This window comes from Ruegeria sp. BF8 (assembly GCF_056538625.1).
Window position 1 is genome coordinate 240,520 of sequence record NZ_JBQFTL010000001.1, and the last position, 24,434, is coordinate 264,953.

The window sequence follows — 24,434 nt, forward strand, 5'->3', positions numbered from 1 at the left end:
GACAGACGGTATTCAAGCACCCCTGCGTTTGGCCCGCAGGGTCGGGTCGGCCTGGGTCGGGTCCTCGGGCCAGGGGTGCTTGGGGTATTGCGCGCGCATGTCCTTGCGCACATCGGCATAGGACCCGGCCCAGAACCCCGGCAGGTCGCGGGTGATCTGGATCGGGCGCTGCGCGGGGGACAGCAGGGTGATCTTCAGCGGCTCGCCGCCCACAATAGGGTGCTGGTTGACCCCGAACATCTCCTGCAGGCGAACCGCGATCTCGGGCACCGCCTTGCCATAGTCGATCGGAACCTTGCGCCCCAGCGGCGTGACGAAGGCCGGGGGGGCGCGGCGGTCCAGTTCCTGCGTCTGGTCCCAGCTCAGCCGCGCCTGAAGGGCGGGCAGCAGGTCGAACCGCTTCCAATCCTCGGCGCTGCGCACGCCGGTCAGCATCGGCAGAAGCCAGTCCTCAAGCGTGTCTATCAGCCCGTCTTCCGAGAAATCGGGCAGGTCGACGCCCGCCGCCCGCACCAGCTCGACCCGCGCGGCCAGTCGCGCGGCCTTGCCCTCAAGACGCAGGCCCAGATCGCGCACGCCGTCCAGCATCGCGCGGGCCACGGACTCGTCGGGCACGTCCTTCCAGATGCGGTCATCGAGCACCAGCGCACCGAACCGTTCCTGCCGCCGGGCCACCACCCGACGGTCCCGTTTCGACCAGGCGCAGGTCTCGACCCATTCGATCTGGTCGGCGAAGAGCGCGCGGATCTCGGCCTCGGTGATCTGCGCGGCTAGGCGCAGCCGGGCCTCGCGCGGGTTGCCGTCCGTGTCGATGGCCACCAGATACGGCGCCGCGGCCAGCGGATCGCCGGGGTCCATCACCACACCCTTGCCGCCCGACAGCACATAGCGCGGCGCGTCGCCCTTGCGCCGCTGGCCGACCCGGTCGGGATAGGCCAGCGCGGCCATCGCCGCCGGGCTCAGCGGGTCGCCTTCGGTCTTGATCTGGCCGCGTAGCCGTTTCGCCTCGGACCGGATCCGGTCCAGAACGCCGGGATTGGCGGGCCAAACCCGGTTGCGCTGATAGGCGCGCGGATCGCGCAGCGCCTCGAGCCGCAGCGACAGGTCCACCGGCGCGCCCTTCAACGGGTCGCGCTCGGCCATCAGGGCGGCAAGCGGGGCGGCCTGCGCGCCTGCCGTGACCAGCATGTGCCCCAGCCGCGGATGCAGCGGCAGACCAGCCAGTGCGCGGCCATGTTCGGTGATCCGGCCCTTGCCGTCCAGCGCGCCCAGCATCCGCAGCAGCGCGCGCGCCTCGGCCAGCGCCCCCTCGGGCGGGGGTGTCAGAAAGGCCAGATCCTGCGGCTCGGCCCCCCACAGCGCCAGTTCCAGCGCAAGGCCGGTCAGGTCGGCGGCCTCGATCTCGGCGGGCGGAAAGGCGGGCAGGGCGCCTTCCTCACCCTTTGACCACAGGCGATAGCACAGCCCTTCGGCCACGCGGCCCGCGCGGCCCGCGCGTTGGGTCGCCTCGGCGCGGGTGACGCGCTCGGTCACCAGCCGCGACATGCCCGAGCCCGGATCGAACCGTGCGCGGCGGGCCTGGCCCATGTCCACCACCGCCCGGATATCCGGAATGGTCAGCGAGGTCTCGGCGATCGAGGTGGCCAGCACCACCTTGCGCCCGGTCTCGGCCGGCGCAAGGGCGGCGCGCTGGGCGGCAAAGGGCAGGGCGCCGAACAAGGGCCGGATTGCGCAATCGCCGGGCAGCCGCCCGGCCAGCGCGGCCTCGGCGCGGCGGATCTCACCCTCGCCGGGCAGGAACACCAGAATGCCGCCGCCGGTGGCGCGGGTCTCGCGCTCGGCCTGACCCACCAGATCGACCAACGCGTCCAGCCGCCGCGCCTGCGGGCCCAGCGGGCGGTCCAGCCAGCGGGTCCGGACCGGGAAACTGCGCCCCTCGGATGTCACCAGCGGTGCGTCCATCAACCGGGCCACCGGATCGGCATCCAGCGTGGCTGACATTGCCAGCAGGATCAGATCGTCGCGCAGCGCACCGGCGACCTCTAGGCACAGGGCCAGCCCCAGATCGGCGTTCAAAGAGCGTTCGTGGAATTCGTCGAAGATCACCGCCCCAACGCCGGGCAGGTCGGGTTCGGATTGCAGCATCCGGGTGAGGATGCCTTCGGTCACCACCTCGATCCGGGTGGCTTTCGACACTTTCGCCTCGCCCCGCACGCGATAGCCGACGGTCTGGCCCGCGCGTTCGCCCAGTGTCTCGGCCATGCGTTCGGCGGCGGCGCGGGCGGCCAGCCGCCGCGGCTCCAGCATCACGATGCGTCCGTCGCACAAGCCGGCGTCGCGCATCGCGAGCGGCACGCGCGTGGTCTTGCCGGCGCCGGGCGGAGCCTGCAGCACGGCACGGCCACGCGTGCGCAGCGCTGCGATCAGGTCGGGCAGGGCATCGTCGATCGGTAGGCGGGTCATGCCGCCTTATCGCCAAAGCCTCGGCCAAGGTCCAGAACGCCTGCGTCAAATCCCGCGACCGGCGGTACTGGACAAACCCGGCCCATCCCCGTCATCTAGGGCAGATTTCGACGAAGGACCCCACCCATGACCACAGCCGAGCTTGCCGACAGGATCCTCAAGGGCGACCGCCGGGCGCTGGCCCGCGCGATCACCCTTGTCGAAAGCACCCGCGCCGATCACCGCGCCCAGACGGCGCAACTGCTGGAGGCGCTGTCCGGCGCCGGGCGGCAGGCGCTACGCATCGGCCTGTCGGGAACGCCGGGGGTGGGCAAATCCACCTTCATCGAAAGTTTCGGCATGATGCTGATCGGGCAGGGGTTGCGGGTGGCGGTTCTGGCGGTCGATCCCAGCTCGGCCCGGTCGGGCGGCTCGATCCTGGGCGACAAGACCCGGATGGAACGTCTCAGCCGCGAGCCGAACGCTTTCATCCGCCCCTCGCCCAGCCAGAGCCATCTGGGCGGCGTCGCCCGCCGCACGCGCGAGGCCATCGCCCTGTGCGAGGCGGCCGGGTTCGACGTGGTGCTGATCGAAACGGTGGGCGTGGGTCAGTCGGAAACCGTGGTGTCGGAAATGTCCGACCTGTTCCTGCTGCTGCTGGCCCCGGCCGGCGGGGATGAATTGCAGGGCGTCAAGCGCGGCATCATGGAGATGGCCGACATGATCCTTGTGAACAAGGCCGACGGCGACCTGAAAGCCACCGCCACCCGAACCTGCGCCGACTATGCCGGGGCGCTGCGCCTGCTGCGCAAACGTCCGCAGGACCCCGAGGGCTTTCCAAAGGCGATGACCGTTTCAGCGGTCGAGGAGCACGGCCTGGACCAGGCCTGGGCCGAGATGCAGGCCCTGGCCGACTGGCGCAAGCAGAACGGCCATTGGCAGGCCAACCGCGCCGAACAGGCCCGCTACTGGTTCGATCAAGAGGTGCGCCACGCGCTGCTCGCCAAGCTGGAGACCCCGCAGGCCCGGTCCGAGATGGACCGGCTGGGCGCCGAGGTCGGGTCGGGGCGGCTCAGCCCCTCGGTGGCGGCCGAGCGGATGCTAAGGACTCTTGCATCCGGGTAACACCGTTGCCCGCGCGGACAGGAAAACTTGGCGCAACGCCGAGGAGTTCTGTAGCCTGAGTGCAGGTGAAATCCTTGGTTGTGGCGCCCAGCACATAGAAAAACCGGGGCGCAACTGGCTGGCCGTGACCAAGCGGAGAAACAGGACTCGCCTCTTATGCCCGATATCTTTGGGACAAACGGCGACGACGATATCGATGTCACCAATGACAACGGTACGCTGAATGGCACTCCTCAGGGTACGCCGATTGATGATATCCGCGCGCGCGGAGGCAACGACATCATCACTGTCACCAACAGTACCATCTCTGGCAGTGTCCGTGGAAATGCCGGGATCGATACGATCACGGTGAACGGCAGCACGATCGGCGGTCAGGTAAGGGCCGGATCAGATGACGACACGGTCACGCTGCAAGGCTCGGTCATTGGCAATATCCGTTTGGGCGGTGGAAATGATGTTCTGAACTTCCGCAGCACCAGCGTGTCCGGCGACGTGCGCGGTGGCAATGGTACCGACACGCTGAACCTGCCTGCTGGAACCGTGGTCAACGACAGCTCATTCGGGACATTTACCGTGTCTGCCGGCACCAGCTATTCGTTGACCAGCGGCAGTTTCACCCTGCCGTCGGGTATTACAGTCACCTATTCCGCATTTGAAAACGGATCCGGCGTTCCCTGCTTTACCGCTGGCACGAGCATTCTGACTGACCGCGGCCCGGTACAGGTGCAAGACCTGCGCACCGGTGACCTGATCTGTACGGCCGAGAGCGGCAACCAATCCATCCGCTGGATCGGTCGGCGCAGGTTTGATGCGATTGATCTGAGGGCCAATCCGAAACTGCGCCCAGTTCGTATTTGCGCCGGGGCTTTGGGGGCAGGGCTGCCCACGCGGGACCTGTTGGTTTCCCGCCAGCACCGCATGATGGTCGGTTCTCGCATCGCGCAACGCATGTTCGGCCAGTCTCAAGTTCTGATTCCCGCGATCAAGCTGACGGCGCTGCCGGGGATCTTCGTTGATTGCACGGTCGACAGCATCGAGTATTTCCATCTGCTGTTCGACCGGCACGAGATCCTGTTTGCCGAATCCGCGCCGACCGAAAGCCTGTATACCGGCCCTGAGGCGCTGAAATCTCTGGGACCCGCGGCAAGGACTGAAATCCTTGCGATTTTTCCGGAACTGGCTGATGAGAACCACGAATCCGAACCCGCAAGGTTGATCCCGATAAACCATCAGCAGACCCGTCTGATTGCTCGTCACCTCAAAAATCACAGGCCTTTGCTTGTTGATGTCTGAGCCGTTTCAGGACCATTTATTGGCAAGGAAAGATTTCGCAGCTGCTGTCTTGACCCTTCCGGCGATTCCCACTAAACGCATCCAACCAGTTTTCGGGCGCGACTTCGGGTTGTGCCCCTTGTGATTTGGCTGCGGATTTATGCCCGGCCTCCAGAAACAAAGGAAGAAACCATGTCGCGCCGTTGCGAACTGACCGGAAAAGGCCCGATGACTGGCAACAATGTCAGCCACGCCAAAAACAGAACTCGTCGTCGTTTTCTGCCCAACCTGAACGACGTGACCCTGCAGTCGGAAACCCTGGGTCGTGGCGTCAAGCTGCGCATCTCGGCCGCCGCGCTGCGCTCGGTCGATCACCGTGGTGGTCTGGACGCGTTCCTGGCAAAAGCCAAGGACGAAGAGCTGTCCGCCAACGCGCTGAAAGTGAAAAAGGAAATCGCCAAGGCGCAAGCCTCGGCCTGATTTTCCCAAAGACTGTTTCGTGGCCCCTGTACCCGTTGGTGCAGGGGCTTTTCGTTTGTCTGTGGGTCCTCAACCTGTCTCAAGCCTGTATTTCAGGAACTGCGCGCCGGAATAGGTTTCCGGACCGACATAATGCGCGCCGATACGCCGTAGCGCAGAGAGATTGCGGCGGGACGGTGGAAGCAGAAAAGTGACATATGGAATGCGTTCATCGGCTCGGGCGAATGCGATGGCCTTGCGGGTGATGCGCGTGCCCAGACCGAAGGCATCCGCCGTCAGGACCAGGCCGAAATCCCATTCCCTGCCTTCACGCTGGAAGCCGCCCCAGCCGACATAGCAACCGCCGGACGTGATCGCCCAGTGCCCAAGCCCGTCGCATTCCCAGCAGGCCTCTTTTGCGTCTATGAAGGCCCGCGCCATCGCGATGTCCCAGGGCCCCGTCAGCAAAGGCAGATGCCGAGCGACGCGGGGATCAGACATGTGCCGTGCGATTTCAGCCGGCTCAATCTGCGGCAGCCTGAGGAACTGGATTTCTGTGTGCGCTTTGAGTGGCATGACCACGATCTACGCCTGAATTTCTGCCTAAACCAGAGCGTCCGGATCACTTTGCCGTTGGGCTGGTGCCGTGCGCGGTCTCGGTGCGGGAGGCAGAAGGACGCGACTGCGTGACTTTGTTCACATACAGGGTTTTGAATCTGTTTTATGTATGCGGTTATTCTACGGCGGAGTGTGGTAATGTCTGCGAATACTTCAATTATTATTTCCTTCCTTTCGACTCTTCTGGTCGGGTCATTTTCCAGCTGTGCGCGGATGCAGCGGCGGGTGAACCGGCTGCATACCGGTCTCAACACCGGTCCGGATGATCGCGGAGTTCTTTGACGGTCCCGATCAAAGCAAATTCTGGGGTCGGCCGGTCAGGCCGGCCCTTTTTCCTTGGTTCGCGCCAAACTGTCTCAGCGTTCACGAAGGCACTTGCAGTCCGTTTCCGATCGCGCCTAAACCTCTGCCAAGATGACCCGATCCTATCGCCTCGTGTTGCCGTTGCTACTGTCGCTGATGCTGGTTCTGACAGGCCAGGGTTTTGCGGCGTCACGGGGATTGAATGCGGCGGTCGGTCAAATGGTGCTTTGCACCGGGAACGGTCCTGTGGTTGTCTATATGGACGAGCACGGCCAGCCCACCAAACCACCTCATTTCTGTCCCGACTATGCGCTCAACTTGCTGGGTGCGGTTCTGGATACCCCTTTGCCGGCACCGAAAGGGCCCGAGCGGGCAAAGTCTGACATACCGCTGCGTTCCGACAGCCTCGTTGCGGCTCCGATCCCGCAGCGACCAGCGCGCGCGCCGCCGGCCCCTGTCTGAGACCCTTCGTAACACAATCAGACAGTCAAAAAGGAGAGGCGAGATGCCCTTCAAATCAATCCTGCCCGCTATTTTCGTCGCTGCCATCATGTCCACCGCCGCGCATGCGGAAAGTGTGATCTCGGTCGAGGATGCCTATGCCCGATCCTCGGGGGCCAATGCCAAGGCTGGTGCGGCCTTCATGATGATCCGCAATTCAGGCGACACCGATGATCAACTCGTCGCTGTCAAATCCGATATCGCAGCACGGGTCGAGCTGCATACGCACAAGATTGACGACAACGGCGTGGCCAAGATGATGGAAGTCGAGGAAGGTTTTTCGATCGCCGCTGGCGAGGCGCATATGCTGCAGCGGGGCGGGGACCATGTGATGTTCATGGGGCTCAAGCAGCCGTTTGAGCAGGGCGCAACCATACCCGTCACTTTGGTTTTTGAGCAGGCCGGTGAGGTCGTTGTCGAGATTCCCGTGGACCTGGAACGGAAAGACGGCCACGGGCAAATGAAGCACTCGAACTAACAGAACGCCTGTCTTCGGGCCGCGATGCGGCCGTCATCCATGCGTCAGGCCGGGTCAAGCCCCGGCCTGTTCGCGTTTCAACTGCCGATCAGCGTTGTTCATCACTTGTTGACCACGCGCATCGAAACCCGTTCTCCGGCCCGCTTGAAACGTGCGGCCATGAACAGCATGACGCCGGCAAAGGCCAAGGCGGAGAATGCGATTGCCCAGCCCAGTGCGACAACGCCGCTTCCGGGCCAGAAGATCAGCACCAGCCCGATGATAAGAGCCACGATGCCCGAGTTCCGGACGGTCGCACGTTCTGGGTCCAGCTGATGCATCTGGCCCAACGAAATCAGCGAGCCGATCCCGATGATCAACGCCCAGGCGCCCAGCAGAAAGAACGTCAGACGTGCTGTGCCTTCCGGCCAGATCAAAAAGACCAGCCCAATCAAGACCGCCCCGATACCCGCGCCTCCGATCAGTCCCCGCCGCCCAAAGCCAAGCAGGGTCAGGCCGCCATCGAGGATCAGCAGCACCCCTACCAGCCGCAGCAAAAGAGCGATGCTGCCCGTTGGCCAGAACAGCGCGGCGACGCCAACGGCCCCCGCAAGCAATCCGCGCAGCAGGAACGTCCACCACAGATCCGCAAGGGTGTCGCCCAGCGCTTCGCGGCTGTCGATGCCTTCGTCGTCAACGATTTCACCACGGGGGGCTTCAGGCTCGGTCATCTGTTTCTCCTGGTTCAGGTTCTTTCAGCTTAGCCCAGCAGAATGATCCGTGTCACCTGCGGCCCAGCAAGTCATCGACCCAGCGTGGCACGATCTGGGTGGCGGGGCCAAGCAGCGTCTGATCGAAGCTGGATGCACCAACCGAAGGCTCGAGGTTCAATTCGACCGTCTGTGCGCCCGCAGCTATGGCTTCGTGCACGAAGGCCGCAGCCGGGTAGACTTGGCCAGAGGTTCCGATGGCGGCGAATATCCCGGCCTGTGCCAGATGGTCGTAAATCTGATCCATGTGGTAAGGCATTTCGCCGAACCACACGATGTCGGGTCGGGCGGTTGCCGCGCGGCAGGCGGGGCACGGTTCGCCCACGGACATTTCCGCTGGCGCAGTCCAGCGATGCCCGCAAGAGGCGCAAAGCGCGCCGGACAGGATGCCGTGCATGTGGATAACCCTGGTCGCACCTCCGGCTTCGTGCAGGCTGTCCACGTTCTGCGTTACGATCACCACTTCTCCCGGCCAGTCGCGCTGAAGCCGGGCCAGTGCTGTGTGGGCTGCATTTGGGTCGGCGCCACCCGCCTGCACCCGGCGCGCGTTGTAGAAGCCATGAACAAGGGCAGGGTTTCGGGCAAAACCTTCGGGTGTCGCCACGTCTTCGATCCGGTGCTGGGCCCACAATCCGCCTTCATCGCGAAAGGTGCCCAAACCGCTTTCCGCCGAAATCCCGGCTCCGGTCAAAATCACGATCTTTTCCATTCGCCCTCCACACGCTAAACCCGAGCCATGTCACAGCGTATCCTGTTTGTCTGCCTCGGCAACATCTGCCGGTCCCCTGCTGCCGAAGGTGTTTTCCGTGTCAGGGCGCCTCATCATGTCTGCGACAGTGCCGGAACGTCCGACTGGCATGTCGGGGATCCACCCTATGCGCCGATGCAACACGCGGCTCGCAACCGAGGGCTGGAGCTGAGCGATCTGCGCGCGCGCCAGTTTGCGGTGTCTGATTTCGACAGGTTTGACCTAATCATCGGTATGGACAGCGAAAACATCGCCAAGATCGAGGCTTTGCGCCCGGCCGACAATCCTACACCCGTACGCTTGTTGACCGATTTTGCGCCCCACACCGGCGCCGATCATGTGCCCGACCCCTACTATACCCGTGATTTCGACGGGGCGCTGGACCTCATCGAAGCCGCCGTGGATGGGTTGGTGGCATATCTGGACGGCTAGCCGCCGATCACCTTCAACTGACCGGACAACCAGGGCAGGCGGGAAAGGGCTGGTTCGATCATCTGGCTTTGCATCAAACGGCGCGTCATGCCCGCGACTTCGCGCGGAACCTGATCTGACCAGTCAGACCGAGTGAACAGGGAAATAGTGCGCGAGAACTCTCCGAACGGAGCCGGGTAGACATCCATGCCTTCGTGGAAGCGGGCTGCCCGCATGTATCCCAACGGCGTGGTGATTGCCCAGCCAAGGCCGCGCGCCACCATGGCCATCAGGGCCAAGTGCGACCCGATCTCGAACCGCTCTTCGAACTGCAGCTGTTGCCGCGCCAGGTGGCTTTCGATTTGCCGGCTGATCAATTGTTCCCGCGCATAGCGCAGAAAGGGCAGGGTCTGCAAAGCAGCCTCTACGCCCCCATTGGGCACACCGCCCTTCGGCGCGACCAGAATGAAAGGATCCTGCACCAAAGGGTACTCCACCACGCCTTCAAGCACCTCGCCGCTATGGGCCGAAACCGCCAGATGCAGGCGTTGCGAAGCCAGCGCCTCAAAGATTTCGAGGCTGGGGAGAGTTATGAGTTTGAACTTGGAACGGGTCAGGCTGTCGGCCAGCAACGTGGCAAGACGCGGGGTCAGGTCATTGTCGAAATCGTCGATCAGGCCGATCGAAAGCGTGCTCAGATGACCCAGGTCCATGACCGACAGCTCGCTTTGGGCCATCTGCAACTCGGCCAGTACGGATTCGGCCCGCGCCAGAAAGCTGCGCCCGGCTTGGGTCAGGCGCATGGGTCTGCGCCCGTGATCCACCAGGTCCGTGCCCAGAGCATTCTCGAGATTGCGCAACTGCTGGCTGACCGATGGCTGGCTGAGTCCGGTAATCTCGGCAGCCTGTGCCACCGAACCGGTCCGCGCCAAGGCCTCGAACACTTCGAGACCGCGCAGGGTCAACCCTTTCGTCACCATATGATTTCCCTTTCACTGCGCCATTACTGAGGCGCAGGGCGGGTCAGGTCAAGGATCGCGGTCAGCGTCAGCTGCAGATCGCCTGCGCCATGCGGCCAAAGTTCTGATACCGCTCCCACAGCGCGTCATCGCGGGCGGATTTCGACATCTTCAGCTCTTGGGCCTGATGCGGGTCGGTGAACCACTTGGCCACGGTTTTCTGGTCTTTGTTGGTCAAAGCCTGATCTGCCACCCGCTGGATGCACTTGCACCTGTCGCGTGTCGCCGCCGAGCGGTCGGACGCCAAACATGCACGTTTGATCTGTGCCGCTTCGGTCATGGCCGGGGCCAAAGTGATAAGCGATGTGGCGCATAGCGCGATAATGAGGAACTGTTTCATGCTCATGCCTCGTTTTGCCTGCCCGGAGGAGTCTTGTGTCCCTCTCGGCTTGCGGCGCAGTATCGTCCAAGTTTTCCTGCCGTTCAACAATTTGCTTTCAGAAACTACGTACCTGAGTCGAAAGTGCCGCGGTTGGCACTATGGTCGGCCGTGGCATGCCCTTCGAACCCCGTTTTGGACGGTGCAACACGGCCGAGTTCTGTCTACCTACGGTCGCCTGAATGCAGCTGAGGGCTTGGAACGAAGCCAACCGCAGCGTCGTGGCCTCATAGCGCTGAAATATGGGGCATCCGCCGTGCTGTCTCACCTTGACCAGCGCCCGATTTCGAACCATATCCCGACGCTATGACAGACCTCGCTCATATCCGCAATTTCTCCATCGTCGCGCATATCGACCATGGCAAATCCACCCTTGCCGACCGGCTCATCCAGGAGACCGGGACTGTGCAGGATCGCGACATGAAGGAACAGCTGCTCGACAGCATGGATATCGAGCGCGAACGCGGCATCACCATCAAGGCCAACACGGTCCGCATCGACTATACCGCCGACAATGGCGAGCAGTACGTGCTGAACCTGATCGACACTCCCGGCCACGTGGACTTTGCCTATGAAGTCTCGCGGTCCATGCGCGCGGTCGAAGGCTCGCTGCTGGTGGTCGACTCGACGCAAGGGGTCGAGGCGCAGACCCTGGCCAACGTCTATCAGGCCATCGACGCCGACCACGAGATCGTGCCGGTGCTGAACAAGATCGACCTGCCGGCCTCCGACTGCGACCGCGTGGCCGAACAGATCGAGGACGTGATCGGCATCGACGCCACCGACGCCATCCGCGTCTCGGCCAAGACGGGCGAAGGGATCCACGAAACGCTCGAGGCGATCGTGCACAAGCTACCTGCACCCAAGGGCGAGCGCGACGCGCCGCTCAAGGCGATGCTGGTCGACAGCTGGTACGACGCCTATCTGGGCGTGATCGTTCTGGTCCGCATCATAGACGGCGTTCTGAAAAAGGGGATGCGGGTCAAGTTCATGTCGAACGGCACCCTGCACCATGTCGACCGCGTCGGCGTCTTCCGCCCCGAGATGCAGATGGTCGACCAGCTCGGCCCGGGCGAGATCGGCTTCCTCACGGCGTCCATCAAGCAGGTGCGCGACACCCGCGTGGGCGACACGATCACCAATGATCGCAACGGTGCCCAAGCCGCTCTGCCGGGCTTCAAACCCGCGCAGCCCGTGGTGTTCTGCGGCCTGTTCCCCGTGGACAGCGCCGAATTCGAAGACCTGCGCGACGCGATCGAGAAACTGGCCCTGAACGACGCCAGCTTCTCGTTCGAGATGGAAACCTCGGCCGCGCTGGGCTTTGGCTTCCGCTGCGGCTTCCTCGGCCTGCTGCACCTCGAAGTAATCCGCGACCGCATCGAACGCGAGTACGATATCGAGCTCATCACCACCGCGCCGTCGGTGATCTATCACGTCTACATGAAAGACGGCGAGATGATCGAGCTGCACAACCCCGCCGACATGCCCGACATGTCCAAGGTCGACCACCTGGAAGAGCCGCGCATCAAGGCCACCATCCTGGTGCCGGATGAATACCTGGGCGACGTGCTGAAACTCTGTCAGGACCGCCGCGGCATCCAGATGGACCTGACCTATGCGGGCAGCCGCGCGATGGTCGTCTATGACCTGCCGCTGAACGAGGTCGTCTTCGACTTCTACGACCGCCTGAAATCGGTGACCAAGGGCTATGCCAGCTTCGACTACCAGATGACCGGCTACCGCGAGGACAGCCTGGTCAAGATGTCGATCCTTGTGAATGACGAGCCGGTGGACGCGCTGTCGGTCATGGTCCACCGCGACCGCGCCGAGACCCGCGGCCGCGCCATGTGCGAAAAGCTGAAAGAGCTGATCCCGCGCCACATGTTCAAGATCCCGATCCAGGCGGCCATCGGCGGCAAGGTCATCGCCCGCGAGACCCTATCCGCGCTGCGCAAGGACGTGACCGCGAAATGCTATGGCGGGGATGCCACGCGGAAGCGGAAGCTGCTGGAAAAGCAGAAAGCCGGCAAAAAGAAGATGCGCCAGTTCGGCAAGGTGGATATCCCGCAGGAGGCGTTTATTTCGGCGTTGAAGATGGACAGCTGAGGCTGTCCATTTTTTCGGCAGGTGGGTGAAAGCGGTTGGCGTAGCCGACTGCAAGGGCACGCGGTGGGATTTGCGAGAGTGTTTTAGTAGGGTGTTGGAAGTCTAACCGTTCGAAAACACTCGTGATTCACAGGTCAATTGCTTGAACGCTTTGATCTGCTAGAGTTAGAGAAAAGCGAGCAGGATAATGAAAGACCAATTTGTGCTGGCACCCCAGCCAACTCTGAAGCGTATCGCTGACCTAGATGGCCCGGACTTTTATCCTACACCTTCTTGGGCGACCCAAGTTCTAATTGATAGCGAGCAGTTCGTCGGACGAGTGTGGGAGCCAGCATGTGGCGACGGCGCTATGGCCGACGTGTTCATCAACAATGGTTTTGAAGTGGTTTCTTCCGACTTACATGACAGAGGCTTTGGAGAGGCAGGGGTCGACTTTACTTGCACAGACCGCATTGAGGATAACATTGTAACCAACCCCCCTTTTCACAGCGCGGAAGAGTTTGTTCACGCCGGTATCTCGCAAGCCCGGCGTAAGTTGGCACTTCTCTTGCGCCTCGCCTTTTTGGAAAGTGCCGGCCGCCAAAAAACTATTTTTTCAATCTACCCGCCAAGTACCGTTTGGGTCTTCAGCGAGCGCATAACTTTTTACCCAAAAGGTGCTGTAAGAAAGGGCAGCGGCACTACGGCATACGCGTGGTTTGTGTGGGACAAACAGCATCTTGGCCCCACACAGTTGAAATGGCTGCCCGTCGGCTACAAACAAAAAACAGTGTAACCTATACGTTTGAGTTCACTGCGGATCGGCCTTTGTCAGTGATGGTCCAGCTTTCATTTTCAGCGTTGTAATCTGCAAGACCATTGGCTTGCAGGCCGGTACCAATGTTTCTGTGACTTACTGTGTTTCTCACCTTTTGCGAGAAAAAGGTATCGGACCGATTGTCAATAATGTCGGCATCGTGGCCTGTCGGTTTAAGTCTTTCTTCTAAAAGATCAATTAATTCAGAAATGGTAAGAGTTCCGGTCTTAGAAGACGCGAGTTCGACTAGTACTTCGCGGCGGATTTGAGCTTCTGTGTATTCCATGCGATCTCCTTTAAATTGTGTTCTCGTGTCTCAAATGGGAACTTCCGTCAATATTGCAAGGCGTTGGATGAAGAAAAAAATTGAGACTTCGCGACATACGGCAGACGCCTACACGCTTCCAGCAAAACACTATTTTAACCAGCCAATCGACCCACCCGCCCGGCACCACCGCCGGGCCGCGTCATGCTGAAAGCATGCCTCCGGCATGACCCGCCCCCGTCAAACCAAAGGTTTGCCTCCGGCAAAACGGGCGGCGCGGTTGCGCCCCGGGGCACCGCCCTTTCGGCCCTGAAACGGTCCACCGGACCGTTTCCTGGACGAGCCCCGCCCTACAACGTGACCCACTTCACAGCCCCTCCGACCCGCACCTGCTAAGGTTGACCTAACGGAAACCAGCGGCGGAGGCCTATATGTCCATTATCCCCATCATCGCGCTTGGATCAGCGGGTCTCTATTCCGTGGCCATGATCTCGATGAAGTTCTGGTGGAAACTCCCCGGCCTTGGGCTGGGGTTGCTGATCGTTGCCACCTTGCTGGCTGCCGCCACGCTGGAACTCGCCGCGCTGCGCGACGAACGGCTGGGCATCATCTATACCGGCATTCTGGGGGCCGAGGTGGTGCTGATCGCCATCGCCTCGTTCTTTCTGTTCGGCGAGTCCTTTTCCTACCGCGAGGGGCTGGGCATCGCCCTCGTCATCGCGGGCACCGCGTTGGCATGGGCCTGAGCCCGTCGGTGAGCGCCGCATGAACCCTTCATGAAGTTTCCCTTAGGTAAGTTGTAACGGCCGCGCGCCCTCCCAATCTGTTCAGCAGGCCAGCAAGGCCCGCCGATCACAGGGAGAGAGCCCATGACCAGATACATGACCGCCAGCGCCGCCGCCGTGGCCGCGACATTGACGATGGGCTCTGCCGCCCTCGCCGATGCCATGCCCGACCTGCGCGGCACGTGGGCGGCCAGCCAGACCACGGTGTCGCCCTCGAACGCCAACACCGCCACCGCACCGCGGTTCAACACCTCGGAATGGGTGCTCGAGATCCAGGCGCAGCACGAAAACGTGTTCTGGGGGCCCAGCATGTGGCGGCGCAATGCCATGGATGACTGGACGATGTACGAGGCCACCGGCTCAATCAGCCAGGATGGCTCGGGCAAGATCGGCATTGTCGAAACCGCTGCTGATCCGACCTCGGGCGTCAACGCGCTGATCGATGCGCGGTACGAGGACGGCAAGATCTATGCGGATTTCCGTAGCCTGCGCACCGGAACCACCTACAGCACGGTTCTTGAACGACAGGTGAACTGAAGCGTTTCCGGCCCAGGCGGTTGTAGGGGGTAGTTGCCGTTGCCCGATTTTGCGGGAGACGGAGAGTAGTAGGTTGCCTCGTCCGGGTCGGAACGCTTCTCAATTCGTGGGCTGCACGTTCGTTCACCGTTGCGTGTGGCGACTCATCGACGTCGATTCGAGCGATATGCCCGTATCTGTCACGTCAGGTCCGCCATGAGGGCCGAGATTTTCCCTTTGCACCCGCAGAAATCGCCCAATTGAACGGAGAGAAATCGGCCTTCGGCTTTTTCCGGCGCAACCCAGCCGGATTTCATCATTTCCCGACTTATCCACATCGTCTTCCAGTCGGATATCAACATCTTATCCCCGGCTAATTTTCATGCTGCAGTGCTATTTTCTTGCCGGATGTGAGGGCGAGTGCCATCGTTCAGACATCGCCAAGGTTCATCACGATCCAAGGCGGGACGCAAAGGTCAGGGGGTCCTGGCATCGCAGGCAGATCTTAGGATTTTCTTCGGGTTGCAAGGGCTTACCGGTAGGTGACCAGTCAGGAGGGGCGCAAGCCCGGCTTGAGCGGTCAGCTTCTCAGAAGGCCAGAGCGGGCGGCAGAGCGCCATCAGGTGCTTTGCGGCAGCGAGGTCCCCTCGGGGGCTGAAGCAACTGGATCGGGGCGTCCCTCGGGCGTGTCGACCCGGCAAGGCGTCAGGGGTGTCCGCAAGGGCACATGCAAAGACCGCGTCTGCGCACCTGGCGCCTTTTCCTTTTGCCGATTTCGGTTTCGTACAGGCTTCCACTCACCGCCCGTCAGAACGGGAACGGGGTTCTTGCGCAATTGCACAAGAACCCCGCAGTCGTGTCAGTAATGCATTACCGCGTCTATGCACCTGTGGCAGGGACAATAATCCGGTCGCCCGGAACTTTCAACCATATGTTGGTAGTGCTGCGCCGCTGTCCGCTAGATGCTGACGGGTGTCAGAGGCTTTCCTGAACGTCCGTCGCCGCGCCCTGGATGGCGTCGCCGGCTTTTTCGATGTCTTTGCCCGCGCCTTTTGCGGTTTCACAGGCCGTCAGGGCCAAAAGGCTCAGCCCGATCAGAATAGTGCGGATCATCGATATCTCCTTGGTTGGTCGACTACCAATCGGTAGCACCATTCAGGCAATGCAGACAAACCTTTTTGGGTGATCAGCCTTTGCGGAAGATGGGACCAAGGATGGCCGTCGCGACAAAGATCAACGCGGCCGCGCAAACGATGCTTGGTCCAGCGGGTGTATCCGCCCAATATGCACCGCCCAGCCCGCCCAACGCCGCCGTCGAGCCAATGATCGCAGCGGTGAAAGCCATACTTTCTGGGGTGCGGGCCAAAGGGCGGGCTCCGGCCGCTGGAATGACCAGCAGGGCCGCGATCAGAAGAATTCCGACAACTTTGATGGCGACCGCAACGGCCAGTGCCATCGCCAGAGTCAGCCATAGTTCTTCTCGTTTAGGATCGATCCCGGATGCCTGAGCCAAGTCCGGGTTGAGTGTCGAAACCAGAAGGGCTGACCAGCGCCAGACCATCAGCGCCAAAATCGTGGCGCCACCGATCCAGATCGTGGCCAGATCGGACTTTGTGACGGCAAGGATATCGCCGAACAAAAAGGCATTCAGGTCCAGTCGGACATCGGACAGCAACGCCACGGTTACCAAGCCGGCGGCCAGAGCGGTGTGTGCAATCACACCCAGAAGCGTGTCCATGGCGTAACCGCGACCGCGCAGCAGGCTGACCGACAAGCCCATGGCAAGCGCAGCGGCAATGATTGCGGGCAGCAGCGGCAGAGAAAAGCTGAGCGCCAGCGCTACACCCAATACGGCCGCATGTGCGGTGGCCTCTCCGAGATAGGCCATGCGCCGCCAGACGACAAAACATCCCAGCGGTGCCGCGGCGATCGAAACACCGAGACCTGCCAGGGCGGCGCGAACCATGAAATCGTCCAGCATCAGTGTGACGTATCCTGCGCGTGATTGTGATCGTGGGTATGACTGTGCTTGTGTTGGTACAAGGCCATCGTGCCCCGTGTTCCACTGCCGAATAACGCCCGATATTCCGGCGCGTCTGCGACCATGTGGGGTGCCCCTTCACAGCAGACATGCCCGTTCAGGCACAGAACCCGATCCGACGCGGCCATGACGACGTGCAAGTCATGGCTGACCATGACTATGGCGCAGCCGAGGTCCGTGCGAACCTGTTCAATGCGTTCATAGAAGGCAGCTGCGCCGGGCTGATCAAGCCCCTGGGTTGCTTCGTCCAGCAGCAGCACCTGAGGCTCTTCCAGCAGCGCGCGGGCCAGAAGGACGCGTTGAAACTGACCGCCGGACAGTCGGGTCATCTGTCTGTCACGCAAGTCCGGTACGCCGGCCAGTTCAAGCGCGGTTTTGGCCTTGCTGGCCGAAACGCGTTTCGGCAGGCCAAGGAATCGTTGCACCGTCATCGGCAGGGCGGCGTCCAGCGCAAGTTTCTGGGGGACGTAGCCGATCCGCAAACCCGGGGCGCGCCGAACAGTGCCCTGAGCCGCGGGAACAGCGCCGATCATGGCGCGCAGCAGAGTCGATTTTCCCGAACCGTTCGGACCGACAATGGTGACGATTTCACCAGCGGCGATCTGTGCTGATACGTTGTCCAGAATGAGCCGGCCATCCAGGCGCACCGACAGGTTCTGTAGAGAAATGAGGGGGGTCGTCATGGCTGCGTTCCAATGCAGTCCGGGCAAAGACCTTCGGCCTCGACCACGATCCTTTCAATGGTGAAGCCTGATGTGTCGGCGGCAGCACCAAGTCGGCCCTGAGTCAGCTCGGTTTCGGTTTCGGCCACGGCCTTGCACGCCCGGCAAATCAGAAACGCAGGCACGTGGTCGTGCGTAGGGTGGGCGCAGGCCGCATAGGCGTTCATCTGCTCGATACGGTGCACGAACCCATGCTGCACCAGAAAGTCCAACGCACGATACGCCACCGGAGGTTGCGACCCCATGCCTTCGGCCGACAGAACAGCCAGAATGTCATAGGCTCCCATTGCCTTGTGCTGCTCCAGTAAGATCTCCAACACGCGGCGGCGCACCGGCGTGAACTGAAGCTTCTGGTTGGCGCATTTTTCCTCGGCTTTGCTCAGCGCGGTTTTCATGCAGTGGTTATGATTGTGATGCCTGAAGCCTACTGTGCTCATGTGCGCTCCGAAATTTTTGGCTTGATATGTTATAACGTCGGCAATATCAAGCCGTCCAGCAATGTAATAACATATCATTCAAGGAGGTGACATGTCCCGAAAATTCTTGTTGCTGGCCGGCGTCGTGCTGGCTGGAAAGGCGGCGGCTGATGCGCCCAACGTTGCCGTCGATATCGCACCGGTTCACGCGTTGGTTGCCCAAGTCATGGACGGTGTTGCCGAGCCTTCCCTGATCATCCCGCCCGGAGCCTCACCTCATGATCACGCCATGCGCCCGTCCGAGGCGCGAGCGTTGCAATCTGCCGACGTGGTTTTTTGGGTAGGCCCTGAGCTGACCCCGTGGATGACGGGACCACTTGGCGCCCTGTCCGAGGGAGCGACGCAGGTTGAGTTGCTGGAGGTGGCCGGAACTGTGCGGCACGACTTCCGCGACTTGGCCGATCATCATGAGGGCGAAGAGGAGCATGCAGACCACGACGATCACGACAATCATTCGGACCATGATGACCATGCGAAACACGATGATCACGAGGATCATGCAGACCACGATGATCATGCGGACCACGATGAACATCAGAAACATGAAGAGCACGCGGATCACGACGCACATGACCATGACCACGGGCATGACCACGACGGTGTAGACCCGCATGCCTGGCTGGACCCGGAAAACGCGCGCGTTTGGGTGCAGGTAATTGCCGAAACTTTGTCGGAGAAGGACCCGGATAACGCTGCGCGGTACCAAGCCAACGCGGACAAGGCGGTTGAAGGCCTGAGTGCTTTGGAAGCCGAGATCCGGGTGGATCTGGCGCAGTCAGAGCCGCGGTTTGTCACCTTTCACGACGCTTACCAGTATTTCGAACACCGGTTCGATCAGACATCGTCGGGCACCGTGAGCCTTGGCGACGCGGCCGCACCCGGACCGGCTCGTCTGGCCGAGCTCAAGGCCCGGATTGAAGAGGAAGGCATTGATTGCGCTTTTTCCGAGCCGCAATACGATACCCGTCTGATCTCCGCCGCGACGGAGGGGATGGATGTGCAAATCCTCGTGCTTGACCCGATCGGGGTTGCGCTCGAGCCGGGTCCAACCCTGTATCCGGACCTGTTGCGCGAAATGGCCGCAAGTTTTCAGGCCTGCAGCGGCAACTCGTGAACAAAGAAGGGCGCAACGATCTGTTGCGCCCTTCGCCATTCAATGGGTTTTCTGTCTTATTCCTCGTCGCAGAACAACTCGTACACCGTTTCCAGCATTTTGCGAGGTCTGTCGTCTGCAAGGCGATAGTAGATTGCCTTGCCTTCGCGCCGGGGCGTGACCAGCCCCTCAAGGCGCAGCCGCGACAGTTGCTGTGAAACGGCGGCCTGTCGGGCGGACAGCAGTGACTCGAGTTCGGTCACCGATTTTTCGCCGGATACCAGATGACAGAGGATCATCAACCGACCCTCGTGGCTGATCGCTTTCAGAAAATTCGAAGCGCGGGTTGCGTTAGCGGCCATCCGGTCCATGTCGTCGCGCGAGATGTCTTCGGAAAGTTGGGGAAGTGCCATCTTCTTGTCCTTGTTGGCCCCTTGGTGAGTGTGGGGCAAGTGTTCCCTTTGTTAGTTTCGCCTGAGCGAATTGGGTCTCTATATAGAATGATCAGATATTTCCATATGCATGGATCAAAATGGCGTGATGAAAGCGCTGTGAATGGCGGCGAGGCCAAAAAACAGCCGGGTATTTGCGTTCTGCGCGGTTGTTCGCTCTGTTTTGCGGCATCCCGACGATGCGGACTGATCCGTATTTCCCAATAGGCGTCGCGTGTCCGCTGCCCCTTGCAGGCCCCCGAAGGCAACACTAAGACTCATGTAACTTCTCATCGGGTATGGTCCCGGTTCACACCAAAGCAGGCAGGTTCCGAATGTTCGATCCAGTTGACACCTACATGAATACGCTCGTCCCGATGGTCGTTGAGCAGACCAGCCGCGGCGAAAGGGCCTATGACATCTTCTCGCGCCTGCTGAAGGAGCGGATCATCTTCATCAATGGCCCGATCCATGACGGGATGAGCCACCTGATCGTAGCGCAGCTTCTGCATCTGGAAGCCGAGAATCCCAACAAGGAAATCTCGATCTACATCAACTCGCCTGGCGGTGTTGTGACCAGCGGTCTGTCGATCTACGACACAATGCAGTACATAAAGCCAAAATGTTCGACATTGGTGATCGGCCAGGCGGCCTCGATGGGGTCGGTCCTGCTGGCGGGCGGAGAGAAGGGGATGCGCTTCTCGCTGCCGAACAGCCGCATCATGGTGCACCAGCCCAGCGGTGGCTACCAGGGTCAAGCCAGCGACATCATGATTCACGCCGCCGAAACGCAGAAGCTGAAGGATCGTTTGTACGATATCTATGCCAAGCATACCGGACAGTCGAAAAAGGCCATTGAAAAGGCTTTGGACCGTGACAATTTCATGAGCCCGGAAGAAGCAAAAGAGTGGGGCCATATCGACGAGATCGTCGAAAGCCGCTCCAAATCCGAACCGACCGAAGCGTGATGCGGAAACCCCGCACCCACTGGTGCGGGGTGCGATTTTGACATTGTAGCTGCCCCGGTGCTGGCCTAAGCTGCACGGACAGGCGGCAAGCGCGGTCCGGATCCGGGCCGCAGGGATGGAGCCCGAAAGGTAGAACATGGCGACGAATTCAGGCGGCGACAGCAAGAACACGCTCTACTGCAGCTTCTGTGGAAAAAGCCAGCATGAGGTGCGTAAGCTTATTGCTGGACCGACCGTGTTCATCTGTGATGAATGCGTCGAACTGTGCATGGACATCATCCGCGAGGAAACCAAAGCCAGCGGGCTGAAATCCTCGGACGGTGTGCCCACCCCCAAAGATATATGCGAGGTGCTGGACGACTATGTCATTGGCCAGGCTCGGGCCAAGCGTGTCCTGTCGGTTGCGGTGCACAACCACTACAAACGTCTGAACCACGCACAGAAGGCCGGGGGTGACATCGAGCTGGCCAAGTCGAACATTCTGCTGATTGGCCCCACCGGGTGCGGCAAGACCTTGCTGGCGCAGACGCTGGCGCGGATTCTGGACGTGCCGTTCACGATGGCAGACGCGACCACACTGACCGAGGCCGGTTACGTGGGCGAGGATGTCGAGAACATCATCCTCAAGTTGCTGCAGGCCAGCGAATACAATGTCGAGCGCGCGCAGCGCGGCATCGTCTATATCGACGAGGTCGACAAGATCACTCGTAAATCCGAAAACCCCTCGATCACCCGCGACGTGTCGGGCGAGGGTGTGCAGCAGGCCCTGCTGAAGCTGATGGAAGGCACCGTGGCCAGCGTTCCGCCGCAGGGCGGGCGCAAGCACCCGCAGCAGGAATTCCTGCAGGTGGACACCACCAACATCCTGTTCATCTGTGGCGGCGCTTTTGCAGGTCTGGACAAGATCATCGCGCAGCGCGGCAAGGGCTCGGCTATGGGATTTGGCGCCGATGTGCGCGACAATGACGAACGCGGCGTGGGCGAAATCTTCCAAGATCTGGAGCCCGAGGACCTGCTGAAATTCGGTCTGATCCCGGAATTCGTTGGACGTCTGCCGGTGCTGGCAACGCTTGAGGACTTGGATGAGGACGCGCTGGTCACCATCCTGACCAAGCCCAAGAACGCGCTGGTCAAGCAGTATCAGCGTCTGTTCGAGCTGGAAAACGTCGAACTGGACTTTACCGACGACGCCCTTGCGGCGATTGCCAAAAAGGCGATCGAACGCAAGACTGGTGCTCGCGGCCTGCGTTCCATCCTGGAAGACATTCTTTTGGACACGATGTTCGAACTGCCGGGCATGAAGAACGTGACCAAGGTGGTCGTGAACGAAGAGGCCGTGACGTCGGACGCGCAGCCGCTGATCATCTATGCGGATGCCGCGCCGGAATCGGCATCTGCCGGCTGAACTGTTTGAAATTTAATGCAGATACGGCGCGGCAAAGTCCGCGCCGTTTTCATGTGAGGGTGTCATGACGATCCAACGTATTTCCTCGGGCGGTGAGTTCGAAGCCAAGGTCGGCTACTGCCGGGCCGTTGTCGCGGGTGGCTGGGTCCATGTTGCCGGAACGGTCGGGCAGGGCGAAGGCGTCGTCGACCAATGCCGCTCGGCGCTGACGATCATAGGCAACGCCTTGGCAGAGGCGGGCGCCTCTTTTGCCGACGTGGTGCGCGTGACTTATATGCTGCCCGATCGCCGCGAATTTGAAGCGTGCTGGCCGGTCCTGGCCGAGACGTTCGGTGCCAACCCGCCTGTTGCGACGATGATCGAATGCGGCTTGATTGATCCAAAATACCGAATCGAAATCGAGGTCACCGCATTCTTGCCCAAGTAATGGGTGCGCTCTTTGTGGCTCTGGACCTCTGCTCGGCTTTGGTCCATATCTGCATGGACAGAAATGCCGGAGGCAGCCGATGGGAATCCTGAACACTCTTTTGCGGGCCGTGACTTGGTGGAACGGGGCCACTCTGAACACGCAGATCTACACTGCGCGCAAAGGTATCAAGGTGGGCGAGGACGATCAGGGCAACGTGTTTTATCGCAACGCCGATGACAGCAAACGGTGGGTAATTTTCAATGGAGAGGCCGAGGCCAGCCGGATCGACCCGGAATGGCACGGCTGGTTGCACCGCACCTGGGATGAACCGCCGACCGACCAGCCACTGCCACACAAGGCGTGGGAAAAGCCGCATCAGGAAAATCTGACGGGCACCGCGATGGCCTATGTGCCGGCGGGGTCCCTGCGCCGTCCCGATCCGATCGAGCGCAAGGACTACGAAGCCTGGAGCCCGGAATAAGCGAGATCCACATGTCGACCCACAACATGACCGAAGTTCTTGTCGGCGGTGTCGTGCTGGCCAGTGCATTGGCGTTTGGCGTGTATGCCAGCCAGTCCACGGGCTGGTCGCGCGAAAACGGGGGCTATCACCTTGAGGCGTCCTTTCGGTCGCTTGAGGGTGTGGCGGTGGGCACGGATGTGCGCCTCGCGGGTGTAAAGATCGGCACTGTGACCGATGTCGAGTTGAACCCTGAAACCTACCGTGCCGATACGACGATTTCGGTTGCCGAAAACATCCAGATTCCGGATGACAGCGCGATCGTGATCTCGTCCGAAGGCCTTCTGGGGGGTAACTTCGTCGAGGTCATGCCCGGCGGTTCTCCGTTCTATTTTGAGCCGGGCGATCAGATTGAAGACACGCAAGGAGCCGTCAGCCTGATCTCGTTGCTGGTCAAGTTTGTGGCCGGGGATGGCAGCGAATGATGCGTGCCGCCCTGATGGCGCTGCTGTTGGCCGCGACGACGGCCGGCGCGCAGCAGAAGGTTTCCTCGGGACCGGGGGCCATGCTGCGCGGGCTGGACAAGGTCAGCGGTCAGACGGTGGACGTGCAGGTGCCGACCGGTGATACGGTCGAAGTTTTCGGCTTGGATGTCGCCTTGGGTGATTGCCGGTATCCGTCTGAAAACCCGACCGGTGACGCGTTTGCCTATCTTACGATTTGGGAAAAGGGAAAGGCCGACCAGCTGTTCGACGGCTGGATGATCGCCACGTCCCCGGCGCTCAACGCCCTGGATCACTCGCGCTACGATGTCTGGGTAATCCGTTGTATCACCCCCTGAGGGGTCTGACACACCTCGGCGGTGAAATCTGCGCTGGCAGCAATGGCCTGATCCAGAAGTTGGCGGTATTGCTGTCTGGGGATTTCGATCGCCCCCAACGAAGCCAAATGTGCCGTCAGAAATTGTGTGTCGAACAGTTGAAAACCTGTCTGGCGCAATCGGTCGACCAGATAGGCGAGCGCAATTTTTGACGCATCGGTACGGCGCGAAAACATGCTTTCCCCGAAAAATGCCGCACCCAGAGCAACGCCATAGACGCCCCCGACAAGCTCCTCGCCTTCCCAAACCTCAAGTGAATGGGCGCGGCCCGAGTGGTGCAGTTGGGCATAGAGTCTGCGCAGTTCGTCATTGATCCAGGTGTCCGCCCGGTCCGCGCATCCGTCCACGACGGCTGCAAAATCCCGGTTTATGGTCACGGAGAACCCGCAGTTCCGGATGCGTCGCGCAAGGCTGCGGGAGATGTGAAACCCGTCCAACGGGAATACACCCCGCAGCTTTGGATCGACCCAGAAAAGATCCGGGTCGTTCCTGTGTTCGGCCATCGGGAAGATTCCGATGGAATAGCCGTGCAACAGAAGATCAGGCGTCAGGCCCATGGCTCACACCGCGGCGACAA

Annotated in this window: 29 protein-coding genes; 16 read left to right on the plus strand and 13 right to left on the minus strand. The window is 61.2% G+C overall.

All coding sequences use genetic code 11. The features are described from left to right. Positions 1 to 12: 12 nt before the first annotated feature. Entirely contained in the window at positions 13 to 2,463 is a 2,451-nt protein-coding gene (gene hrpB, locus ACR0LD_RS01135) for an ATP-dependent helicase HrpB (protein ID WP_480635359.1), read from the minus strand. Between the two features lie 126 nt (positions 2,464 to 2,589). On the opposite strand from hrpB, the gene meaB reads away from it, so the two are divergent. The 3 genes from meaB to rpmB all read left to right on the plus strand — a co-directional run bounded on the left by meaB (position 2,590) and on the right by rpmB (position 5,319). Beyond that, positions 2,590 to 3,567: a methylmalonyl Co-A mutase-associated GTPase MeaB gene (gene meaB, locus ACR0LD_RS01140; RefSeq protein ID WP_480635361.1), complete on the plus strand. Its 978-nt coding sequence runs from the start codon at positions 2,590 to 2,592 to the stop codon at positions 3,565 to 3,567. Between the two features lie 156 nt (positions 3,568 to 3,723). After that, positions 3,724 to 4,860, plus strand: a complete 1,137-nt coding sequence (locus ACR0LD_RS01145) for a Hint domain-containing protein (RefSeq protein ID WP_480635362.1) — start codon at positions 3,724 to 3,726, stop codon at positions 4,858 to 4,860. Between the two features lie 171 nt (positions 4,861 to 5,031). Continuing rightward, positions 5,032 to 5,319 (plus strand): 50S ribosomal protein L28, encoded by a 288-nt coding sequence (rpmB, locus tag ACR0LD_RS01150; RefSeq protein ID WP_039532366.1) that lies wholly within the window; start codon positions 5,032 to 5,034, stop codon positions 5,317 to 5,319. Positions 5,320 to 5,388: 69 nt separating this feature from the next. On the opposite strand, the gene ACR0LD_RS01155 is transcribed toward rpmB, so the two are convergent. Further along, the gene (locus ACR0LD_RS01155) at positions 5,389 to 5,874 is read right to left on the minus strand and encodes a GNAT family N-acetyltransferase (protein WP_170358285.1); all 486 of its coding nucleotides are present in this window, start codon (positions 5,872 to 5,874) and stop codon (positions 5,389 to 5,391) included. Positions 5,875 to 6,724: 850 nt separating this feature from the next. Here ACR0LD_RS01155 and ACR0LD_RS01160 point away from each other — a divergent pair. Beyond that, positions 6,725 to 7,198, plus strand: coding sequence for a copper chaperone PCu(A)C (locus ACR0LD_RS01160; protein ID WP_170370850.1), 474 nt, complete (start codon positions 6,725 to 6,727; stop codon positions 7,196 to 7,198). A 101-nt stretch (positions 7,199 to 7,299) separates the two neighbouring features. Here ACR0LD_RS01160 and ACR0LD_RS01165 read toward each other — a convergent pair whose 3' ends face one another. Next, positions 7,300 to 7,908: an HdeD family acid-resistance protein gene (locus ACR0LD_RS01165; protein WP_170358289.1), complete on the minus strand. Its 609-nt coding sequence runs from the start codon at positions 7,906 to 7,908 to the stop codon at positions 7,300 to 7,302. Between the two features lie 52 nt (positions 7,909 to 7,960). Then, on the minus strand, positions 7,961 to 8,656 hold the full coding sequence (locus ACR0LD_RS01170) for an NAD-dependent deacylase (RefSeq protein WP_170358291.1): 696 nt from the start codon (positions 8,654 to 8,656) through the stop codon (positions 7,961 to 7,963). A gap of 27 nt (positions 8,657 to 8,683) precedes the next feature. On the opposite strand from ACR0LD_RS01170, the gene ACR0LD_RS01175 reads away from it, so the two are divergent. Beyond that, a complete protein-coding gene (locus tag ACR0LD_RS01175) occupies positions 8,684 to 9,127 on the plus strand; it encodes a low molecular weight protein-tyrosine-phosphatase (RefSeq protein ID WP_480635366.1) in 444 nt (147 codons plus the stop codon). On the opposite strand, the gene ACR0LD_RS01180 is transcribed toward ACR0LD_RS01175, so the two are convergent. After that, the gene (locus ACR0LD_RS01180) at positions 9,124 to 10,086 is read right to left on the minus strand and encodes a LysR family transcriptional regulator (RefSeq protein ID WP_170362997.1); all 963 of its coding nucleotides are present in this window, start codon (positions 10,084 to 10,086) and stop codon (positions 9,124 to 9,126) included. The genes ACR0LD_RS01175 and ACR0LD_RS01180 overlap by 4 nt on opposite strands. A 67-nt stretch (positions 10,087 to 10,153) precedes the next feature. After that, on the minus strand, positions 10,154 to 10,465 hold the full coding sequence (locus ACR0LD_RS01185) for a hypothetical protein (RefSeq protein ID WP_170358294.1): 312 nt from the start codon (positions 10,463 to 10,465) through the stop codon (positions 10,154 to 10,156). 345 nt (positions 10,466 to 10,810) lie between these two features. Here ACR0LD_RS01185 and lepA point away from each other — a divergent pair, with 345 nt between their 5' ends. Both lepA and ACR0LD_RS01195 read left to right on the plus strand, forming a co-directional pair. Continuing rightward, the gene (lepA, locus tag ACR0LD_RS01190) at positions 10,811 to 12,610 is read left to right on the plus strand and encodes a translation elongation factor 4 (RefSeq protein WP_480635369.1); all 1,800 of its coding nucleotides are present in this window, start codon (positions 10,811 to 10,813) and stop codon (positions 12,608 to 12,610) included. Between the two features lie 187 nt (positions 12,611 to 12,797). Next, positions 12,798 to 13,385 carry a hypothetical protein gene (locus ACR0LD_RS01195; protein ID WP_480635371.1) on the plus strand — a complete coding sequence of 196 codons (588 nt, stop codon included), beginning with the start codon at positions 12,798 to 12,800 and terminating at the stop codon, positions 13,383 to 13,385. Between the two features lies 1 nt (position 13,386). Here the strand turns inward: ACR0LD_RS01195 and ACR0LD_RS01200 are convergent, their stop codons facing one another. Continuing rightward, complete coding sequence (locus ACR0LD_RS01200) at positions 13,387 to 13,692, minus strand: hypothetical protein (protein ID WP_480635373.1); 306 nt, start codon at positions 13,690 to 13,692, stop codon at positions 13,387 to 13,389. Positions 13,693 to 14,102: 410 nt separating this feature from the next. Here ACR0LD_RS01200 and ACR0LD_RS01205 point away from each other — a divergent pair, with 410 nt between their 5' ends. Further along, entirely contained in the window at positions 14,103 to 14,417 is a 315-nt protein-coding gene (locus ACR0LD_RS01205) for a hypothetical protein (RefSeq protein WP_480635375.1), read from the plus strand. A gap of 123 nt (positions 14,418 to 14,540) precedes the next feature. Next, on the plus strand, positions 14,541 to 14,993 hold the full coding sequence (locus ACR0LD_RS01210) for a hypothetical protein (protein ID WP_480635377.1): 453 nt from the start codon (positions 14,541 to 14,543) through the stop codon (positions 14,991 to 14,993). Positions 14,994 to 15,947: 954 nt separating this feature from the next. On the opposite strand, the gene ACR0LD_RS01215 is transcribed toward ACR0LD_RS01210, so the two are convergent. The 4 genes from ACR0LD_RS01215 to ACR0LD_RS01230 form a co-directional block, all read right to left on the minus strand. Continuing rightward, positions 15,948 to 16,085, minus strand: coding sequence for an entericidin A/B family lipoprotein (locus tag ACR0LD_RS01215; RefSeq protein WP_093962692.1), 138 nt, complete (start codon positions 16,083 to 16,085; stop codon positions 15,948 to 15,950). 73 nt (positions 16,086 to 16,158) lie between these two features. Next, the gene (locus ACR0LD_RS01220) at positions 16,159 to 16,953 is read right to left on the minus strand and encodes an iron chelate uptake ABC transporter family permease subunit (RefSeq protein ID WP_170337587.1); all 795 of its coding nucleotides are present in this window, start codon (positions 16,951 to 16,953) and stop codon (positions 16,159 to 16,161) included. Further along, positions 16,953 to 17,696, minus strand: a complete 744-nt coding sequence (locus ACR0LD_RS01225; protein ID WP_170337588.1) for a metal ABC transporter ATP-binding protein — start codon at positions 17,694 to 17,696, stop codon at positions 16,953 to 16,955. The genes ACR0LD_RS01220 and ACR0LD_RS01225 overlap by 1 nt, the downstream gene beginning before the upstream one ends. Continuing rightward, on the minus strand, positions 17,693 to 18,172 hold the full coding sequence (locus ACR0LD_RS01230; RefSeq protein WP_170337589.1) for a Fur family transcriptional regulator: 480 nt from the start codon (positions 18,170 to 18,172) through the stop codon (positions 17,693 to 17,695). The genes ACR0LD_RS01225 and ACR0LD_RS01230 overlap by 4 nt, the downstream gene beginning before the upstream one ends. A gap of 91 nt (positions 18,173 to 18,263) precedes the next feature. On the opposite strand from ACR0LD_RS01230, the gene ACR0LD_RS01235 reads away from it, so the two are divergent. Then, the gene (locus ACR0LD_RS01235) at positions 18,264 to 19,325 is read left to right on the plus strand and encodes a zinc ABC transporter substrate-binding protein (RefSeq protein ID WP_480635380.1); all 1,062 of its coding nucleotides are present in this window, start codon (positions 18,264 to 18,266) and stop codon (positions 19,323 to 19,325) included. A gap of 56 nt (positions 19,326 to 19,381) precedes the next feature. Here ACR0LD_RS01235 and ACR0LD_RS01240 read toward each other — a convergent pair whose 3' ends face one another. Further along, entirely contained in the window at positions 19,382 to 19,717 is a 336-nt protein-coding gene (locus ACR0LD_RS01240; protein ID WP_093962687.1) for an ArsR/SmtB family transcription factor, read from the minus strand. Positions 19,718 to 20,070: 353 nt separating this feature from the next. On the opposite strand from ACR0LD_RS01240, the gene ACR0LD_RS01245 reads away from it, so the two are divergent. From ACR0LD_RS01245 to ACR0LD_RS01270, 6 genes are all read left to right on the plus strand, one after another. Then, positions 20,071 to 20,703, plus strand: coding sequence for an ATP-dependent Clp protease proteolytic subunit (locus ACR0LD_RS01245; protein ID WP_093962686.1), 633 nt, complete (start codon positions 20,071 to 20,073; stop codon positions 20,701 to 20,703). A gap of 136 nt (positions 20,704 to 20,839) precedes the next feature. Further along, entirely contained in the window at positions 20,840 to 22,108 is a 1,269-nt protein-coding gene (clpX, locus tag ACR0LD_RS01250) for an ATP-dependent Clp protease ATP-binding subunit ClpX (protein ID WP_170337591.1), read from the plus strand. 64 nt (positions 22,109 to 22,172) lie between these two features. Beyond that, positions 22,173 to 22,535, plus strand: coding sequence for a RidA family protein (locus ACR0LD_RS01255; protein ID WP_170338037.1), 363 nt, complete (start codon positions 22,173 to 22,175; stop codon positions 22,533 to 22,535). 79 nt (positions 22,536 to 22,614) lie between these two features. Beyond that, positions 22,615 to 22,998 (plus strand): NADH:ubiquinone oxidoreductase subunit NDUFA12, encoded by a 384-nt coding sequence (locus ACR0LD_RS01260; protein WP_480635383.1) that lies wholly within the window; start codon positions 22,615 to 22,617, stop codon positions 22,996 to 22,998. Positions 22,999 to 23,009: 11 nt separating this feature from the next. After that, complete coding sequence (mlaD, locus tag ACR0LD_RS01265) at positions 23,010 to 23,462, plus strand: outer membrane lipid asymmetry maintenance protein MlaD (protein ID WP_093962682.1); 453 nt, start codon at positions 23,010 to 23,012, stop codon at positions 23,460 to 23,462. Further along, a complete protein-coding gene (locus ACR0LD_RS01270; protein ID WP_170358308.1) occupies positions 23,459 to 23,818 on the plus strand; it encodes a DUF2155 domain-containing protein in 360 nt (119 codons plus the stop codon). Before mlaD ends, ACR0LD_RS01270 begins: the two co-directional genes overlap by 4 nt. On the opposite strand, the gene aat is transcribed toward ACR0LD_RS01270, so the two are convergent. Continuing rightward, on the minus strand, positions 23,782 to 24,414 hold the full coding sequence (aat, locus tag ACR0LD_RS01275) for a leucyl/phenylalanyl-tRNA--protein transferase (protein ID WP_170599219.1): 633 nt from the start codon (positions 24,412 to 24,414) through the stop codon (positions 23,782 to 23,784). The two genes, ACR0LD_RS01270 and aat, sit on opposite strands and share 37 nt — an antisense overlap. Positions 24,415 to 24,434: the final 20 nt, after the last annotated feature.